Origin of the sequence: Microcoleus sp. PH2017_05_CCC_O_A (assembly GCF_020738785.1) — a bacterium.
Classification (GTDB): Bacteria; Cyanobacteriota; Cyanobacteriia; order Cyanobacteriales; family Microcoleaceae; genus Microcoleus.
Genome location: NZ_JAEQCB010000096.1, coordinates 11,006 through 28,897, shown reverse-complemented (window position 1 = coordinate 28,897; position 17,892 = coordinate 11,006). Strand labels below are relative to the sequence as shown.

General features: G+C 46.1%; 11 protein-coding genes. 6 read left to right on the top strand and 5 right to left on the bottom strand.

What is annotated here, in order from left to right; all coding sequences use genetic code 11:
• Positions 1–63: 63 nt before the first annotated feature.
• Together JGK20_RS21825 and JGK20_RS21820 are read left to right on the top strand one after the other, a co-directional pair.
• Entirely contained in the window at positions 64–4,509 is a 4,446-nt protein-coding gene (locus tag JGK20_RS21825) for an AAA-like domain-containing protein (RefSeq protein WP_293232133.1), read from the top strand.
• 423 nt (positions 4,510–4,932) lie between these two features.
• Positions 4,933–5,634, top strand: coding sequence for a polysaccharide deacetylase family protein (locus JGK20_RS21820; protein WP_293202919.1), 702 nt, complete (start codon positions 4,933–4,935; stop codon positions 5,632–5,634).
• A gap of 176 nt (positions 5,635–5,810) precedes the next feature.
• Here the strand turns inward: JGK20_RS21820 and JGK20_RS21815 are convergent, their stop codons facing one another.
• Positions 5,811–7,451 carry a thioredoxin-like domain-containing protein gene (locus tag JGK20_RS21815; protein WP_293232131.1) on the bottom strand — a complete coding sequence of 547 codons (1,641 nt, stop codon included), beginning with the start codon at positions 7,449–7,451 and terminating at the stop codon, positions 5,811–5,813.
• A gap of 212 nt (positions 7,452–7,663) precedes the next feature.
• Here JGK20_RS21815 and JGK20_RS21810 point away from each other — a divergent pair, with 212 nt between their 5' ends.
• Both JGK20_RS21810 and JGK20_RS21805 read left to right on the top strand, forming a co-directional pair.
• Positions 7,664–7,915, top strand: coding sequence for a helix-turn-helix transcriptional regulator (locus tag JGK20_RS21810; protein ID WP_293176859.1), 252 nt, complete (start codon positions 7,664–7,666; stop codon positions 7,913–7,915).
• Complete coding sequence (locus tag JGK20_RS21805; protein WP_293196641.1) at positions 7,893–8,642, top strand: hypothetical protein; 750 nt, start codon at positions 7,893–7,895, stop codon at positions 8,640–8,642. The genes JGK20_RS21810 and JGK20_RS21805 overlap by 23 nt, the downstream gene beginning before the upstream one ends.
• Here JGK20_RS21805 and JGK20_RS21800 read toward each other — a convergent pair.
• The 4 genes from JGK20_RS21800 to JGK20_RS21785 all read right to left on the bottom strand — a co-directional run bounded on the left by JGK20_RS21800 (position 8,605) and on the right by JGK20_RS21785 (position 12,589).
• Entirely contained in the window at positions 8,605–9,762 is a 1,158-nt protein-coding gene (locus JGK20_RS21800) for a DNA cytosine methyltransferase (protein ID WP_293176801.1), read from the bottom strand. The genes JGK20_RS21805 and JGK20_RS21800 overlap by 38 nt on opposite strands.
• A gap of 290 nt (positions 9,763–10,052) precedes the next feature.
• Entirely contained in the window at positions 10,053–10,889 is an 837-nt protein-coding gene (gene arsM / locus JGK20_RS21795) for an arsenosugar biosynthesis arsenite methyltransferase ArsM (RefSeq protein ID WP_293232129.1), read from the bottom strand.
• 162 nt (positions 10,890–11,051) lie between these two features.
• Positions 11,052–11,249 (bottom strand): hypothetical protein, encoded by a 198-nt coding sequence (locus JGK20_RS21790; protein WP_293232127.1) that lies wholly within the window; start codon positions 11,247–11,249, stop codon positions 11,052–11,054.
• A gap of 77 nt (positions 11,250–11,326) precedes the next feature.
• Positions 11,327–12,589 (bottom strand): hypothetical protein, encoded by a 1,263-nt coding sequence (locus JGK20_RS21785; protein WP_293232125.1) that lies wholly within the window; start codon positions 12,587–12,589, stop codon positions 11,327–11,329.
• A gap of 639 nt (positions 12,590–13,228) precedes the next feature.
• On the opposite strand from JGK20_RS21785, the gene psaA reads away from it, so the two are divergent.
• Both psaA and psaB read left to right on the top strand, forming a co-directional pair.
• On the top strand, positions 13,229–15,523 hold the full coding sequence (psaA, locus tag JGK20_RS21780; RefSeq protein ID WP_293176795.1) for a photosystem I core protein PsaA: 2,295 nt from the start codon (positions 13,229–13,231) through the stop codon (positions 15,521–15,523).
• Positions 15,524–15,631: 108 nt separating this feature from the next.
• Complete coding sequence (gene psaB / locus JGK20_RS21775; protein WP_293176793.1) at positions 15,632–17,860, top strand: photosystem I core protein PsaB; 2,229 nt, start codon at positions 15,632–15,634, stop codon at positions 17,858–17,860.
• Positions 17,861–17,892 lie beyond the last annotated feature (32 nt).

Sequence of the window (17,892 nt, the reverse complement as noted above, 5' to 3'; positions counted from 1 at the left end):
GATTTGTGAAATGGTTGAACCAAAATTGGGACGTATTCTCGGCTTATAAAGCCAGTTTAGGCCTTGTTTGGGCTTAAAATTTGTTTAAGTCCCGTTAATACATTTACTCAGCCCGAACATCCATTAGTAATTTTCTTAGACGACTTACAGTGGGCAGATATAGCCTCGCTGGAATTAATTCAACTGCTGATGACAGTAGCAGATAATAAATATCTATTTCTCATGGGCGCATATCGCGATAATGAAGTAACCGAGGCGCATCCGCTAACTCAAATTTTGGAAAATATTGCCAAAGCAAAAGTAACAACCATTAATAAAATATTGCTGGCACCTTTAGCCTTAACCGATATTACGCAACTTTTAGTTGATACGCTTTTTGCGGAATCAAAAAATGCTAAGCCACTTGCCGAATTGCTCCAGCAAAAAACTGGTGGTAATCCGTTTTTCATCAATGAATTCTTAAAGTCACTGCATTCTGAAGCATGGTTGTCTTTTAACTACAAATCTCAGCAATGGCAGTGGGACTTAAAACAAATCAAAGCACAACCCCTGACCGATAACGTTTTAGATCTGACTGTAAACAATGTCAAAAAACTCCCGACAGCAACTCAGGCAGTATTAAAATTAGCAGCTTGCGTGGGGAATCAGTTTGACTTAAAAACACTGGCAATTATCTATGAAAAATCTCTCCCAGCAACAGCAACAGATTTACAGTCAGCACTTCAATCCGACCTCATCCTGCCCCTCAGCCGTGCCTATCAGTTGGCGGAACTTGATGTAGCAGGTTTGTCCGATCGGTTAGTTGCAGAATACAAATTCGCCCACGATCGCATTCAACAAGCAGTTTACTCTCTCATCTCCGAAGCAGATAGACAGTCAGTACATCTGCGAGTGGGAAGGTTGTTACTCCAAAATACATCATCTGAAGAATTGTCACAGAAGCTGTTTGATATTGTCAATCAGTTAAACAAAGGCCGCACACTAATCGCTCGACAAATAGAGCGATACGAGTTAGCTCGCTTAAACTTACAGGCAGGTAAAAAAGCCAAATCTTCAGCGGCTAGTCAACCCGCTTTCAATTACCTTACGCTCGGCTTAACTTTGTTAAATAAAAAGAGTTGGTCGCAGCAGTACAACCTTACCTTAGATTTGTATTTAGAAGCAGCAGAAGTAGCTTATACAATTGCTAACTACGATGAAATGGAGCGCTTATCTGGGGTAGTTTTGCAAAAAGCCCAAACGCTGTTAGACAAAGTAAAAGTCTATGAAATTAAAATACAAGCTTATTGCGCCCAAACGAAATTTATGGAGGCGATCGAAATTGGGCTAGAAGTTCTGAAATTACTTGGGGTAGAATTACCGCAACGACCGAACCAATCCGATCTGGCACAAGAGATGGAGCAGATAAAATTTGCCTTAGCAGGCAGGCAACCCCAGGAGTTAATTGACTTACCGCCAATGACCGACCCGTATAAACTAGCAGCTATGCGGGTGATGAACTACTTGTTGAGTCCTGCGTTCGTCGCAATTAATCAATTGAGCTTGTTAATTTGGTGCCGACAGGTGAATTTATCGATTCAGTATGGTAATTCTGCTAGCTCTGCTTATCCATACATAGGTTATGGGCTGATCCTCTGCTCGTCAGGAGAGCTGGACGCTGGCTATCAGTTCGGTCAACTTGCTTTGAAATTACTAGAACGATTCAAAGATAAAACATTCAAAACAAGAGTTTATGCAATATATAAGGGATTTCTCAAGCATTGGAATGATCCTCTCAGAGACACATCTTCTTTTTGCATAGAAGCTTATCAAAATGGAATAGAAACTGGAGATATTGAATATGCTAGTAGCATTAGACTTAGCTATGCTTTCGCTTTGTACCTCAGCGGTGTAGAGCTGATCGATGCAAAAAAAGAGATGGCGAAAGCAATTGAAGTTACTAATCAAACTAAGCAGGAAGCATACAGTCATTGGACTCAAATCTATATGCAGGCAATCCTGAACTTGATCGAACAAGTAGAAAATCCCTGCTGTTTGATTGGTGAAGTATACGATGAACAAAAGATGATACCAGTTCATCAAGCAAGTGGCGATCGAACTGCGCTCATGCACGCTTATTCACATAAAGTTATCCTCTGTTATATTTTCGAGGAATTTCAGCAAGCTGTTGAGAATGCAGACAGCTTTGAAGAATATTCAGCTAATGCAGCTTCCTTGTTTATTCTCCCTGCTGTCTATTTGTACGATATGTTAGCGCGACTGGCGCTATATCCTAATTCCTCAGAGACGGCAAGAGAAGAAATCCTGACAAAGGTAGCTGCGAAACAAGAAAAAATGGACACATGGGCAAAGCAGGCTCCCATGAATTACCTGCACAAATTTTATCTAGTGGAAGCGGAACTCGCCCGCGTATCAGGCAACGATAAAGATGCCAGAGAATATTACGACAAAGCCATCATCCTAGCCCGCGAAAACGAATATCTCAACGAAGAAGCCCTCGCTTACGAACTAGCTGGCAGGTTTTATTTAGCCAGAAATCAAAATCATATTGCCCGTCACTACTTGCAAGATGCCCACTATGCCTATCAGCGCTGGGGGGCTGTAGCTAAGGTAAAGGATTTGGCAGCGCGATACCCGCAGTTTTTAGCACTCCAGTCGATCGATTCAACTCGAACAGATGCCCGAGACAATCAGCAAGATTGGGTTACAACAGGCAACAAATCGGGCGAAGTGCTGGATTTTGCCGCCATATTGAAAGCATCCCAAGCTATCTCGGGCGAAATCGTCCTCAAACAATTGTTAAACCAGGTGATGCAAACTGCGATCGCAAATGCAGGCGCCCAAACAGGTTTTCTCATCCTGGATCGAGGCGGGAGTTGGGTTATAGAAGCCGCAGCAGCAGTAGAGGGCGATCGCACAATTCTGCAATCCATTCCCGTAGATGCCGTCGAACCCGCAACCGGAATTCCCCTGCTGTCAACCGCCATAGTTAACTACGTCGCTCGCAGCCGCGAAAATGTAGTATTAAATAATGCCGCCGCCGAAGGACAATTTACCCGCGATACTTACATTACCGCCACTAAACCCAAATCAATCCTCTGCATTCCCCTGCTCGATCGAGGCAAACTAACTGCCATTTTATACTTAGAAAATAATCTGGCGATCGGCGCATTTACCCCCCAACGCATCGAAACTTTAAAAATCATTGCTTCTCAAGCCGCCATCTCCATTGAAAATGCCAATCTCTACGAACAATTAGAAGATTACAACCGAACTTTGGAGCTAAAAGTAGAAGAACGCACCCAAGAATTGTCGCATACCCTAGAAATTCTCAAAGCAACTCAAGCCGAATTAGTAATCGAAAATTCCCTGCTGAAAAGTGCGGAAGAACCGCCGAATTTCGATTACCAAGTCGGCGGCAGTTTGCCAATGGATGCACCTACATATGTAGTGCGATCGGCCGACAGACACCTATACAAAGCTTTAAAGTTGGGCGAGCTTTGTTACATCCTGAATGTCCGACAAATGGGCAAATCCAGCTTGCGCGTGCAAATTATGAAAAAGCTGCAAGCAGAAGGCTTTGCTTGTACCGCGATCGATATTTCTATCATTAGCAGTCCTCAGAGCACTTTAGATCAGTGGTACGCAGGCTTTGCCTACCTTTTAGTTAGTGGTTTGCATCTGTTAAATAAAGTCAATATCCGTACTTGGTGGCGCGAACGCGAATTATTATCGCCCGTGCAACGTTTGTCAGAATTTATCAATGAAGTATTGTTAGCCAATATTTCTGAAAAAATCATTATTTTCATAGATGAGATTGATAGTGTACTAGATCTTCAGTTTGACAACAGTGTATTTTTTAGCCTCATCCGAACTTGCTATAACAAACGTGCTGATAGTTCTGACTATCAGCGTCTGAATTTTGTCTTGTTAGGCGTGGCTACTCCTTCTCAATTAATTCAAGATAGAAAATCTACTCCCTTTAATGTGGGTCAAGCAATTCAACTCAAAGGTTTTCAAGTGCATGAAGCTCAACCCTTACTGCAAGGATTAACGAAACGAGTGACAAATCCGCAAACGCTACTTACAGAAGTAATCGCCTGGACAGCCGGACAGCCTTTTCTCACCCAAAAAGTCTGCAAACTGATTTGCACTTCTGACTCTCCTATTCCCACTAACAATGAAGCAACTTATGTGGAGGAGTTGGTGCGATCGCACATCATAGAAAATTGGGAATCGCAAGATCAACCAGAGCATTTGAAGACAATTCGCGATCGTCTATTGCAAGATAAACAGCGTGCTGTTGAACTGCTAAAACTTTACCGAAAAATTTTACATCAAAGACAGGTTGTGGCTGTTGATAGTCCAGTAGAAACGGAATTGCTGATGTCGGGTTTAGTAGTCAAGCGAGAGGGTTATCTCCAAGTGAATAACCGTATTTATGAATTGGTATTTGACGAACGTTGGGTAGAAGGGATAGATCGGGTGCATCTGGTTTTTGAAGCCTGAAGAAGCATGACCGCATATAAGTTATTAGTTATAATCCCATATTTTCTGCGGTCATGCTTCGCCCCTACACACGTATTTGCCTTGCACAGGTCGCTGCACCCGGTAGATCTAGGGCAGAAAATTCAGGAGAATTAAGCAAAAAATCTCAAATCTACCTGCAATCTCTGTTTGAACAATTATAAAATATCAGCAGACAATCCTCACTGCGAAGATAATACTTTTTTATATAATGTTAAGAATAATCTGCCCTCGATCGTGCTATAATCTGACATCAATATGACTTACGCACGGCCGCTCGGAAACCTGTTTTTTCACCCGAAGAGGCGTTACAGCCGGCAACAACGGCAAAAACCCGGTTTATGAAGGTTTTGATGCGTAAGTCCCGATCCATTCACTTTTCTTCTCAATCGAGTGCGTGCAGTTATGCGAATAGGTAAAAATTTACAAAAGTTTCTGCTTTTGACAATAGCGTTATTTTTTGCAGCATCGCTACTGATTAACGTTACTAAATTCCACAATTATTTCGGTGTCAACCGCGCCGACACTCAAGAGAAAGTGGTGGCGCTTACCTACGACGACGGCCCCTATCCTCCCTATACAAATCAACTTTTAGATATCTTAGACCGCTATCGAGTTAAAGCAACTTTTTATGAAATCGGCCGCAATATAGAGAAACATCCCGAAATCGTCAAAATGATTGTGGCGAGGGGCGATGAGTTGGCAAACCATTCCTACTCTCATAAGGATATGATGTTTAAACCCCGGGAATATTTGCTGTCTGAGATTGAAAAAACGGACAAACTTTTGCAGGAATTGGGCGTTAAGCAAAATAGTATTAGTTTTCGGCCACCTTGGGGACGGAGATTTGTAGTTTTATCTTATTTACTTGCCCAAATGCACAAAAAACTGATTATGTGGGATGTGGATTCTCAAGATTATGAGAAAACTCACACGGTAGAGGATATCGCAAATCAGGTGATTAACAATGTGCGATCGGGTTCGATTGTGGTGATGCACGACGGCGGAGGCGATCGCTCGAAAACCGTATTAGCAACTGAGATAATTGTCAAGTCTTTGCAATCAAAAGGTTATCAATTTAAAACTGTTTCTGAGTTGTTGAAATAATTAGACCTCTTGCAAAATAATTTTATGCTATAATGAAGGGTTTGGCTTAAGTGGAGCAGATTGCAGGTTAGATCAGCACTTTACAATTATGAGTTAGCTCTCAGGTCTAAAACTCAAAACCTTTAATTGTAACTCCGTGATTTTTTTTGCAAGAGGTCTATTATCAACATTTCGGATCAATCAGGGAGACAAACATCCGGCGCACACAAACTGTGAAAATCCAAAGTTGTGACCTCCAAAGTATCCAACTCAATTCGCCGAATCACGTGATTGTTCGTATCAGCAACAAACAAATGAGACCCGATAGCGCTCAAGCCTGAAGGTTCAAAAAATCGAGCTTTGAGACCTTTAGCATCTACCAAACCAGCTTTACCATCTCCAATCATCGTCATGCAAGTACCGCCCCGGTGGTCGATTCGCTTAATTTTGTGATTGTAAGTATCAGCAACCCAGAGGTAATTTTGAGCGTATTCAACACCCAAACAGTGCTGCAACCTCACCTCCTCACCGCGACCATCTTTATCCCCAAAACCAAACAATTCACCGCTACCGCAGACAGTGCGTACCTTCGGGTCTTCATCGATACCGACGGCGCGGATCGAACTAATTTCGCTGTCAGCGACAAACAACTCCGATCGATCCGTAGACAGGCCGCTGGGCTGAGAAAAAGCAGATTCCGCCAGACTACCGTCAACACAGGATTCTCGACCAATACCTGCGTAAGTGGCGATCGTACCAGTATCTAACTGCATCTCCCAAATTTGGTGCGAACCCGCCATGGCGATAAAAAGTCGATCGCCAACTCTTTCTAAATCCCAAGGCGAATTCAATGGCGTCTCTAAAGCCTTGCCGCTGCGGGGAGCAATTTCGTGACTTTGTTCGCCAGTACCAGCAACAGTTTGCACCCTTTGAGTCGTAAAGTCGATCGTTCTAATAGCGTGATTTTCCGTATCAGCAACATAGAGAATTTGAGTTTCTGCATCAAAAGCCATACCTTGAGGTGCAAAAAACTCAGCTTCTTCAAAGTTGCCATCAGTCAAACCCGGTTTCCCAGTACCAATGACGTGCAGTATCTCACCCTCGGTACTGCTGACAACAATTCGATTGTGTCCCGAATCGGCAATAAACAAGCAAGAACCGACCAAGTTTTGGATAACTGAATTAGCAGGCCCGGGCAGTACAGTTTCATCTAAAGATTCATTGTCCTCAGTCATTTCGCCCAACAGCGCCTCATGTTGGTGAAGCTGTTTTGCCTCCGTTGGCGCGATCGCAAATGCCAGCACTTTACCAGGAAAAGCCAGCGGTGTTGACACAGGTTTGCGCTGTTTTTCTAAACTGAAGCGAAGTTCTTGAAAGGCGATCGCATTTTTATCTTTGTATTCAGCAATTAACTTGCCAACTAACTGATCTAGTGCTTCTCTATTGCCTTCGCCCGAAACAAAGCCGACGACATAACTTTCTGGATCGATCACCATTAAAGTCGGCCAAGCGCGAACCGCGTAGCTTTGCCAAACTTTCATACCGCTGTCTACGATTACGGGATGTTCGATATCGTAGCGGAGGATAGCTTGGCGGATGTTTTCTACATCTTTTTCGTTTTCAAATTTAGCCGAGTGAACCCCGATTATCGTCAGGGAATCTTTATATTTTTGTTCCAGATATTTTAAGTCTGGGAGGACGTGCAAGCAGTTGATACAGCAGTAAGTCCAGAAGTCGAGGATGACGACGCGCCCTTTTAAGGATGCAATGGATAAAGGTTTTTCGGTGTTCAACCAGGGGTACTTTACGGGGAATTCTGGTGCTCTGACGCGAGGCATGGATATCTCCTTGGTGCGGGCTGAGTAAGTTTTACACTTCTTTAATTTAGCGAGAAGTTTGGGAGGATGGGGAAAAGCTGGTTAAATCTGGGCTTTTCGGCATAGGCAAGATGGCTGTGGCATAGGAGGGGGGAGAGTTCAGTGTTCATATTGCAGCATTGAATACTTTAGTCTGTAGAACTTTGGTATTCAAAACCTTACTATCTTTCTCTATGCAACCTAGCCAACTAGACCAAACTTTAGGACTAGAAATACAACGTCGTCGCATAGAGAAACGTTGGTCACAGGAATATCTGGCAGAAGTCACAGGTCTGCACAGAACCTATATCAGCCAGCTTGAGCGAGGGCTGAAAAGTCCATCTGTGAGGGTTCTTAGTCACATTACAAATGCTCTGGACATAACAATGGGTGAATTTTTACGAGCCGTAGAGGAACTCTTGAGTGCTGACAGAAAACGAAATTGAAAGATTGAGGCAAGCCATTATTACTACCATTGCATCTCCAGTTATCGGCTCGATAGAGGATTATACTTGGGAAGCAATTTTTCATTATGTCAAGGATATTCCTTTATCAGATCCAGCATTAGGACGTAGCAAACTCCTCTATGATGCTGTTGACACCACGACTGCAACTGGTTGGTCACTCAAGTCTCTTCAACTGAATAGTCTTACGGTTGTCAATACATTTTGGTTTGTCATTCAGAGAGCAGATGTTATCAAAAAGGCTACCCAACTTGGTTTTCCTGGTTTGACTGAACAATCCTCACCTGCTGAACTAGGAGCAGCTATTGTTCAGCATTGGAACGAGAAAATTATATCGAGTCAGGCAGCACAGAGCATTATCAATAGCTATGAAGGCATATTGCTGAAAACCATTAGAGGATATGAATATATTTACTGTGAATTCTCTCTTAATCCACTTGACCCAAATGCTTTTTCTTGGGCTTGGACAGTTGATAGAGTTACTGGAAAATCAGGAGCAGGGCTACAAGGCAGTATTGCAGGTAAGCCAGAGTTAGTTTGGTACAAGAATCAAAAGCAACTTTTCAGAGCTAGAACCATCTCTCCAGAAGCCGTTCACATCAGGGTTGAGCGAACTCGTCTTACACTTGATCGATATGTGCAGACTGTGCTCTCAGCTTTGCAAGATCAACTCAGTACACAGTCTTTTGACGGTGAACTTCGAGAATAGATGCAGCTATTACTTTGCCTAGAAGTGGGGGTACTGATTCTCCAATTTGAGAAGCCATATCAGTGTACGTTCCCAGAAAGTGAAAGTTATCTGGGTAAGAGTGCAATCTTGCAGCTTCACGGATTGTAATTGTCCGATTTTGGGTTGGATGAAAAAACCTGCCAGATCCTGGATGGAAAACCCACCTTGTGATAGTTCTTGCTGGTTTATCCCAGTAAAGCCTTCCATATGCACCGCTATAGTGCTTTTTAGGGGCTAATTCAGGTGGCAAGTCTCTAGCATCTTGCCCTTCACTAAGAAGACGCGCTCTTGACATTTGAATGGGACTCAAAGCACGAGCAACGTGATTGAAAAGTTTCGTACTTCCATTACGTATCATTGCTTGGTACGCAGTTTGGGGTGGCAAAGGATAAACTTCAGCATTATATTCCTCTCCTGCATTCAATGACGGCAAATCTCCAATCGCATCTCTAACTGTGACGACTGAAGAAATGTTTGATTTTAGGAGACTCAGTTGGTAACAAGATTTCGTAGCTCTGTAATCGCTTCTAATCTCGCCAGCGTGTGTAGGTTCAGGAAATTGAAGTGGTTTATCTAAACTAGCCACGAAAAAAGCCCTTGATCTGGTCTGCGGTACTCCATAATGCGCGGAGTTTAGCGATCCATAAGTTACTTTATAACCTTGCAATTCAAGTTGTTGTATAATTTCATTCTTAACTACACCACCGTAAGCTTTCAAGATTTCAGGTACGTTCTCCATAACAACGTAAATGGGTCTAAATTCTTGTACGAATTCTAAAAATGTCCGATATAACTGATTGCGAGAGTCGCTAAGATATCGATAGTCAGCAGGAATATTTCTTGAAAATCCTTGGCATGGGGGGCCACCTATCAACACTGTTAGTTCCTCCCTCTGCAAACCCAAACATAATCGCAAATCCAAAGGATTGACCTCGCGTATATCCTGATGAACAATTTTGGTGTTTGGGTAATTGTGCTTATAGGTCGCTAGGGCTTTAGCATCCACCTCGATCGCACATAAAGATTCAAAACCAGCTAGGTGAAATCCTGTAGTCAAGCCACCCGCACCAGAAAATAAGTCAATAGTCTTATATGTCATACTCGAATACTATAGTATTAGGACTTGCTTGTCAACCAACTTCAGCAATTGGCGTCTCTTGCTTCTCCTAAATTTTATGCTTGCTTTTCCCTGCAATTATTTTCCCAAATAACCCATACACCATAAAGATTTGAAAGAGGCAGCTATAGCCTTTCTCAAAAAGATGAGGTACTCATGGGGATAGGCCTCCGTGGGTTCCGTGGCCTCCGTGGCCTCCGTGGGCATACCTCACTTTTTTGATAACCGCTATATCTCTGCGGTGAACGCTACCTCCCCATTCCGAAATAAATTTAACAGCAACCGCCGCCGTTATAATGCCAAGTCGAATCAGTAATCAACACCTGATCCGGCATCAATCCCCCCAACTTCCCAGCCGTTTTATCGCACACCGCCGCCGGAACTCCCCGCTGCAAAATGTGACCAGCCCCGTCATCAAACAGCTCTTCAGACCCCGCATAAATCGCCGTCTTGCCCGTGAAAATGCAAGCGCCATCCGGGGGGATGTCCACTTTAAAGGACACTGTATCGAGGCTTTCTAACAACAGATCCGCATCCAATTTGTAATTGTGTTTGTCCAGCAGCCTGTAAGGACGGCGCGCCCGGACTTCCACTTGCCCAAAGCCCACGTCTACAAGGTGTTGAACGTATTCTGCGTATGTCAGAGCACCCGACAAACACAAAGCCCGCAAGCGCTGATCGTCTTTCAAATGCTGCGGAATTGCGCGAGTTGCGATCGGATCGCTCATCAACAACCTGCCCCCTGGCTTCAACACCCGATAGGTCTCTTTTAATGCCTTAGCTAAATCCGCAGGTTCAAAGATATTAAACAAGCAATTTTGTGCGACAACATCAACAGAAGCATCCGGTACCGGCAACGCAAAAGCATCGCCTTCTATAATTTCCACAAAACTCTCGTCAAACCAATCATTTTCGTGGGCGGCAATTTGCAAGTTGCGTGCAGCCGCTTCTCGCATTGCTGCAACCGGATCGACGGCAATAACCGATCCATTGTGCCTAGAAAAATAAGCAAATTGCAGTGCTTCCAATCCGCCGCCGACGCCGACATAATGGGAGTTGCAAGGGACTGCTTTGGACGCAGCACAGTCCAATTTGGGGAGTTTCGGCAACGTCGCTATAAAATTTGGCTGCTGTTTCGAGATAGGTCATGTTCGATTTCCCTGAGTTTTTTTTACCGCAGATGTAGGCGGATTTACGCTGATGCACGCAGATGAATTCTGAAATATTTTTTAGGTTTCAAATTCGACTTTTTCTTCGGATTTGGGTATGTTTTATGGTTTGGAAACTGTTGTTTCTGGAACTTCTAATTCGGCGCTTTGGGGATCGATAACTGACGGCGCTGGTGCTATTAGATTGGGAGATGCTTCTGGTATGGCAGGAGCGACTAATTTAGGCACAGGAGCTTTGTCTGTTATTTCTGGCAGGGCTGTCTGTACTGAAGGATCGGTAGGTTCGGTAACTTGATTCAAAAAGTTGCGGAACCGATTGTAGTATCCTTTGTATTCTTGTTTTTGTGTTTCGGGAGATGGTGTTGGTTTTGGCTCTATTATTTTAACGGGTATGGTTCCACAACTTTGGGGGTTTCTAGCTGTGGGGTTGCTGTCGGTGTCGGTGTCGGTTCTATGACTTGAACTGGTTCTACAAGTTTTGGTGCTTCGAGTTGGGGGGTTGCTGTTGGTGTCGGTTCTATTGTTTGAACGGGAGCAACTTTTGGCTCTAAGCTCGGCTCGGTAGCTGGGGTTTCTGGAACCGCTGGTGAGGGTTCGGCTACTGGTGTTTTTTCTAATGCAGGTGTCGGTGTCGGTTCGGGTGTTGGTTCGGGTGTCGGTTCGGGTGTCGGTTCGGGTGTCGGGGTTGGGGTTGGTACTTGGTAGCTGCGATCGACTATACCGCGAGTTTCTGCTACTGTGATCTCGCCCCGCACTAATTTAGAAAAAGTATCTTGCCCCTGGGGTTGGTAATCTATCAGTCTGACTGTATTATTAAAGGCGTTTTTGACGGTATTTCCCTGTTCGTCGATTAATTCTAGCTGCACCCAGTTTTTCCCGGGTTTGAATCCTTTAAGATATATAGGTTGCAACTGGTCGATCGCGAAACTTTCCCCGTTCACTGTGGCTCGAATTTTCCAATCGAGTATGTCATCTTGGGAATTTGCTTGAGCCACTTGGTGCAAAGGCGCATTTGTCAAGTAAAAATCGAGCAGGATTGGTTCTGCCCCGTAGCTGCCTTGCGGGCTGTTGTACGTTAGTAGGGGCAATGTGCGATCGGGCTTGTTGTCCTCTGTTTTGGTAAAAATGTGAAAGGTGGTTTGGGCCAAAGCACCTTCGTTTTTAAAGCTTTCTTCCCAAGGTCGAGCTGCGAACACCCGCAGGGTATGGGTTCCGGGTTCTAAGTTGGAGAGCGTTAAAGTTTGGTTGATGTCGTAAACTGCTGCATAAGGTTGGTTGTCTAATAAAACTTGCAGGTGGGGCCCCAAACCCAAGTTTGCTTCTTTGAAAATGGGGAAGTCCTTGACTTGGAACTTAACAGACACATTTATATCCTGAAGCACTTCGTCAGGTTTTGGATTCAAAATACTTATTTGAGGCTGGTAAATTTCTAGAGCCTGACGCAGTTGTTGAATGGCTTCTGGGGGAGAAACCTCTGAGATTCTGTTTACCTCGGCGGTAGCTGAGCCGCTCTTGTTTCCTGATTTGGGCATGGAGGGATGGCCCGCGCCACAACTTGCTACACCCAAAATCAATACTGCTGCTGCAAACAATGCCAGCAGCCTGCCTGCAACCGTTCTCTGCCAATTGATGCCAATCACGCAACTATACTCCTAGAAGCCTTCTCATAGGGAACTATAGCCCAAAACTGAATTTAGTATTGCCGAATTGCCGATCGGCAATTGGGGGGCCCCCTGTGTCGCGGATTCAGGCTGTGCCGGCAACCAATCCGATCCCACTAATAACTGCCCCAGCCATTTTCTTAAACATCTCTCTATAAATGAGTATTCCTCAATTGCTTTATCTTTGAGTTTTGTAAACTTAATGGCAATACCCCTTGACTTTTTTGAGGGACTGTGGAAATTAAAGGGGGTAATTGCATCAAGAATTGAGGCTTTTTTAAGTATTGTTAACAAGCGATTAATACTTCTCTAGCAGGCTTATAATTCATAAAACTCCCTCAAAAGGAGCAGCCGCATCAAACCTGAATCAAGGAGGCGATCGGCAGCTCTGGCGAGAAGAGTTGGCAGTACCCAGGGACATTGTTAGCGACACTGGGGAACTGGCTTCTTTACAAAGAAGCAAAATGCTTGGGGAGACGATCGACCTGCGTGTAACTCTGGAAAGAGCGAAGTGCAAGCTGTTTCGGGGAACCGAGAATCCCCCGCCTAATTAAGCGTGGGGAGTGTCAGATACAGTATTCAGTTCTCGTTCCTTGTCTTATCGAGAGGAGAGTCTTCATGACCATTAGTCCTCCAGAGCGAGAGGTAAAAGTTAGAGTAGTAGTCGATAAAGATCCGGTTCCAACTTCCTTCGAGAAGTGGTCAAAACCAGGTCATTTCGATCGCACTCTAGCTAAGGGGCCAAAAACCACCACTTGGATTTGGAACCTCCACGCTAACGCTCACGACTTCGACAGTCATACAAGTGATTTAGAAGACGTTTCGCGCAAAATCTTTAGCGCTCACTTCGGCCACTTGGCAGTAATTTTCGTATGGTTGAGCGGCGCATATTTCCACGGCGCTAAATTCTCCAACTACGAAGCTTGGCTGACAGATCCTACAGCCATCAAGCCCAGCGCTCAAGTGGTTTGGCCGATTTTTGGTCAAGAAATTTTAAATGCAGATGTAGGCGGCGGCTTTCACGGGATTCAGATCACCTCTGGTTTGTTCCAACTGTGGCGCGCCAACGGCATCACTAACTCATACCAGCTATATTGCACTGCGATCGGCGCCTTGGTAATGGCAGCCCTGATGCTATTTGCCGGTTGGTTCCACTATCACGTCCGCGCTCCGAAACTGGAATGGTTTCAGAACGTAGAATCGATGATGAACCACCACTTGGCAGGTTTGCTAGGCTGCGGATGCTTGGGCTTTGCAGGACAACAAATTCACGTTGCTCTGCCGATCAACGCTTGCATGGACGCGATCGATGCAGGCTCACCGTTGACAGTAGGTGGCAAACTGATTAAAACAGTTGCCGATATCCCACTGCCACACGAGTGGCTTTTCAACTCAGCCTTGATGGCTGACATCTACCCCAGCTTTGCTCAAGGTTTAACGCCCTTCTTCACCCTCAACTGGGGCGCCTACAGCGACTTCCTGACTTTCAAAGGTGGTCTGAACCCCACCACAGGCGGTTTGTGGCTGAGCGATACAGCACACCATCACTTAGCGTTGGCAGTGTTGTTCATCATCGCCGGACACTTCTACCGTACTAACTGGGGCATTGGCCACAGCTTCAAAGAAGTTTTGGAAGCTCACAAAGGCCCCTTCACTGGCGAAGGCCACAAGGGGATGTACGAAATCTTCACGCAGTCTTGGCACGCCCAACTGTCGTGGAACTTGGCCTGGATGGGCTCTATCAGCATCCTCGTGGCTCACCATATGTACGCGATGCCTCCGTATCCGTACATCGCGACTGACTACCCAACTCAGCTATCCCTGTTCACCCACCACATGTGGATTGGCGGATTCCTGATTGTTGGAGCAGCAGCTCACGCAGCAATTTTCATGGTGCGGGATTACAATCCGGCTCAGCACGTTAATAACTTGCTCGACCGCGTACTCCGCCATAGAGATGCAATCATCTCTCACCTTAACTGGGTTTGCATATTCTTAGGCTTCCACAGCTTCGGTTTGTACGTTCACAACGATACAATGCGAGCTTTCGGTCGTCCTCAAGATTTGTTCTCAGATACCGGTATCCAATTGCGTCCGATATTTGCCCAATGGGTACAAAATATCCACGCTTTGGCACCAGGTAACACAGCGCCTAATGCTATGGAAATCGTCAGCCACGCTTTTGGCGGCGGTGCAGTAGCAGTCGGTGGCAAAATAGCGATGATGCCGATCGAGTTGGGTACGGCGGATTTCATGATCCACCACATCCACGCTTTCACCATTCACGTTACAGTTCTGATTCTTTTGAAAGGCGTGTTGTTCGCACGCAGTTCTCGCTTGGTTCCTGACAAAGGCAGCTTAGGCTTCCGGTTCCCTTGCGACGGCCCAGGCCGTGGCGGTACCTGCCAAGTCTCCGGTTGGGATCACGTGTTCCTCGGCTTGTTCTGGATGTACAACTGCATCTCGATCGTGATTTTCCACTTTAGCTGGAAAATGCAGTCGGACGTGTGGGGAACAGTATCGCCAGACGGCACAATTTCTCACATCACCGGCGGCAACTTCGCACAAAGTGCGATCACGATTAACGGCTGGCTGCGGGACTTCTTGTGGGCGCAAGCTTCTCAAGTAATTCAGTCCTACGGTTCGGCACTGTCGGCCTACGGTCTGATGTTCCTAGCAGGACACTTCGTGTTCGCCTTTAGCTTGATGTTCCTGTTCAGCGGCCGCGGCTACTGGCAAGAACTGATTGAGTCCATTGTTTGGGCTCACAACAAGCTCAAGGTAGCTCCTTCGATTCAGCCTCGCGCTCTGAGCATTACTCAAGGTCGGGCAGTGGGTGTAGCTCACTACCTCCTGGGAGGAATTGTCACTACGTGGGCATTTTTCCTAGCGCGAATCATCTCGGTAGGGTAAACTACCTTTAGGTTTTGGATTCAGGATTTGGGAGCAATCTCAAACCCAGAATCCAAACCTCGGAACCGAACCTCTTCAACGTTCAGGATTCAGGATTAATCAAGGCTTATGGCAACGAAATTTCCAAAATTTAGCCAAGACCTTGCCCAAGACCCGACCACACGGCGGATCTGGTACGGGATTGCCACAGCGCACGACTTTGAAAGCCACGATGGCATGACCGAAGAAAATCTTTACCAAAAGATTTTTGCTTCTCACTTCGGCCACCTAGCAATCATTTTCTTGTGGACTTCGGGCAGCCTGTTCCACGTAGCATGGCAAGGTAACTTTGAACAGTGGATTAAAGACCCTCTAAACGTCCGCCCGATCGCTCACGCGATTTGGGACCCTCAATTCGGTGCTCCAGCAGTAGAAGCTTTCACTCAAGCGGGCGCTTCTAACCCAGTGGACATCTCCTACTCTGGTGTTTACCACTGGTGGTACACCCAAGGGGTTCGGACAAATGGCGACTTGTATCAAGGAGCTATCTTCTTGCTACTGTTGGCTTCTGTCATGCTGTTCGCAGGTTGGTTGCACCTCCAGCCGAAGTACCGCCCGAGCTTGTCTTGGTTCAAGAATGCTGAATCTCGCCTCAACCACCACTTGGCTGGTTTGTTCGGTGTCAGCTCTTTGGCTTGGACTGGTCACATGGTTCACGTCGCTATCCCCGAATCTCGCGGACAGCACGTAGGTTGGGAAAACTTCCTGTCTACCCCTCCTCACCCGGCTGGTTTGGCTCCGTTCTTCACTGGTAACTGGGGCGTATACGCCGAGAACCCAGATGCAGCAAGCCACGTATTCGGTACTGCCGAAGGCGCTGGAACTGCAATTCTGACTTTCTTGGGCGGCTTCCACCCTCAAACAGAATCCCTGTGGCTCACAGACATTGCTCATCACCATTTGGCGATCGCAGTTCTGTTTATCGTTGCCGGTCATATGTACCGGACTAACTTCGGTATCGGTCACAGCATCAAAGAGATGTTGGATTCAAAAGCTGGTTTGGTAGGCGGTAAGAGTGAAGGTCAGTTCAACCTGCCTCACCAAGGCCTTTACGAAACCTACAACAACTCGCTGCACTTCCAACTGGCATTTCACCTCGCTGCTTTAGGTGTAATCACCTCCTTGGTCGCTCAGCATATGTACGCGATGCCTCCTTACGCTTTCATAGCGCAGGATCATACGACAATGGCTGCGTTGTACACGCACCACCAGTACATTGCTGGTTTCATCATGGTCGGTGCTTTCGCCCACGGAGCTATCTTCTTGGTGCGGGACTACGATCCTGAAGCTAATAAAGGCAACGTGCTCGATCGCGTGTTGCAGCACAAAGAAGCGATTATCTCTCACTTGAGCTGGGTGTCGCTGTTCTTGGGCTTCCACACTCTCGGCTTGTATGTTCACAACGACGTTGTAGTCGCTTTCGGAACTCCTGAAAAGCAAATCTTGATTGAACCAGTGTTCGCACAGTTCATCCAAGCTGCTCACGGGAAGGCTCTGTACGGCATGGACGTGCTACTTTCTAACCCAGACAGCATTGCGGCGACTGCTTGGCCAAACTACGGCAACGTATGGCTCCCAGGCTGGTTGGAAGGAATCAACAGTAGTACAAATTCTCTGTTCTTGGCGATCGGACCTGGCGATTTCTTGGTTCACCATGCGATCGCACTTGGCTTGCACACCACCACCTTGATTTTGGTCAAGGGCGCTCTGGATGCACGCGGTTCTAAGCTGATGCCGGACAAAAAAGACTTCGGTTATGCTTTCCCTTGCGACGGCCCCGGCCGTGGCGGTACCTGCGATGTCTCTGCTTGGGATGCGATGTACCTGTCTGTCTTCTGGATGTTGAACACCCTAGCTTGGGTAACGTTCTACTGGCACTGGAAGCACCTAGGCATCTGGCAAGGTAATGTGGCTCAGTTCAATGAGTCTTCTACCTACCTGATGGGCTGGTTCCGCGATTACCTCTGGCTGTATTCTTCTCAGTTGATCAACGGTTACAACCCGTATGGTACTAACAACCTGTCAGTCTGGGCCTGGATATTCTTATTCGGACACCTAGTTTGGGCAACTGGTTTCATGTTCCTGATCTCTTGGAGAGGTTACTGGCAAGAGTTGATCGAAACCTTGGTTTGGGCTCACGAGCGCACTCCTTTGGCCAACTTGGTTCGCTGGAAAGACAAGCCTGTTGCTTTGTCGATCGTCCAAGGTCGTTTGGTTGGCTTAGTTCACTTTACTGTGGGCAACGTCTTCACTTACGCAGCCTTTGTAATTGCCTCGACGGCCGGGAAATTCGGATAACTCTGAACTCTGGTTTCTAGGTAATTAAATTA

What these genes read in the sequence shown, in the direction of transcription:
- JGK20_RS21820 (WP_293202919.1), top strand. Translation starts at nt 4,933, where the DNA reads ATGCGAATAGGTAAAAATTTACAAAAGTTTCTGCTTTTGACAATAGCG.
- JGK20_RS21815 (WP_293232131.1), bottom strand. Translation starts at nt 7,451, where the DNA reads ATGCCTCGCGTCAGAGCACCAGAATTCCCCGTAAAGTACCCCTGGTTG.
- JGK20_RS21810 (WP_293176859.1), top strand. Translation starts at nt 7,664, where the DNA reads ATGCAACCTAGCCAACTAGACCAAACTTTAGGACTAGAAATACAACGT.
- JGK20_RS21800 (WP_293176801.1), bottom strand. Translation starts at nt 9,762, where the DNA reads ATGACATATAAGACTATTGACTTATTTTCTGGTGCGGGTGGCTTGACT.
- psaA (WP_293176795.1), top strand. Translation starts at nt 13,229, where the DNA reads ATGACCATTAGTCCTCCAGAGCGAGAGGTAAAAGTTAGAGTAGTAGTC.
- psaB (WP_293176793.1), top strand. Translation starts at nt 15,632, where the DNA reads ATGGCAACGAAATTTCCAAAATTTAGCCAAGACCTTGCCCAAGACCCG.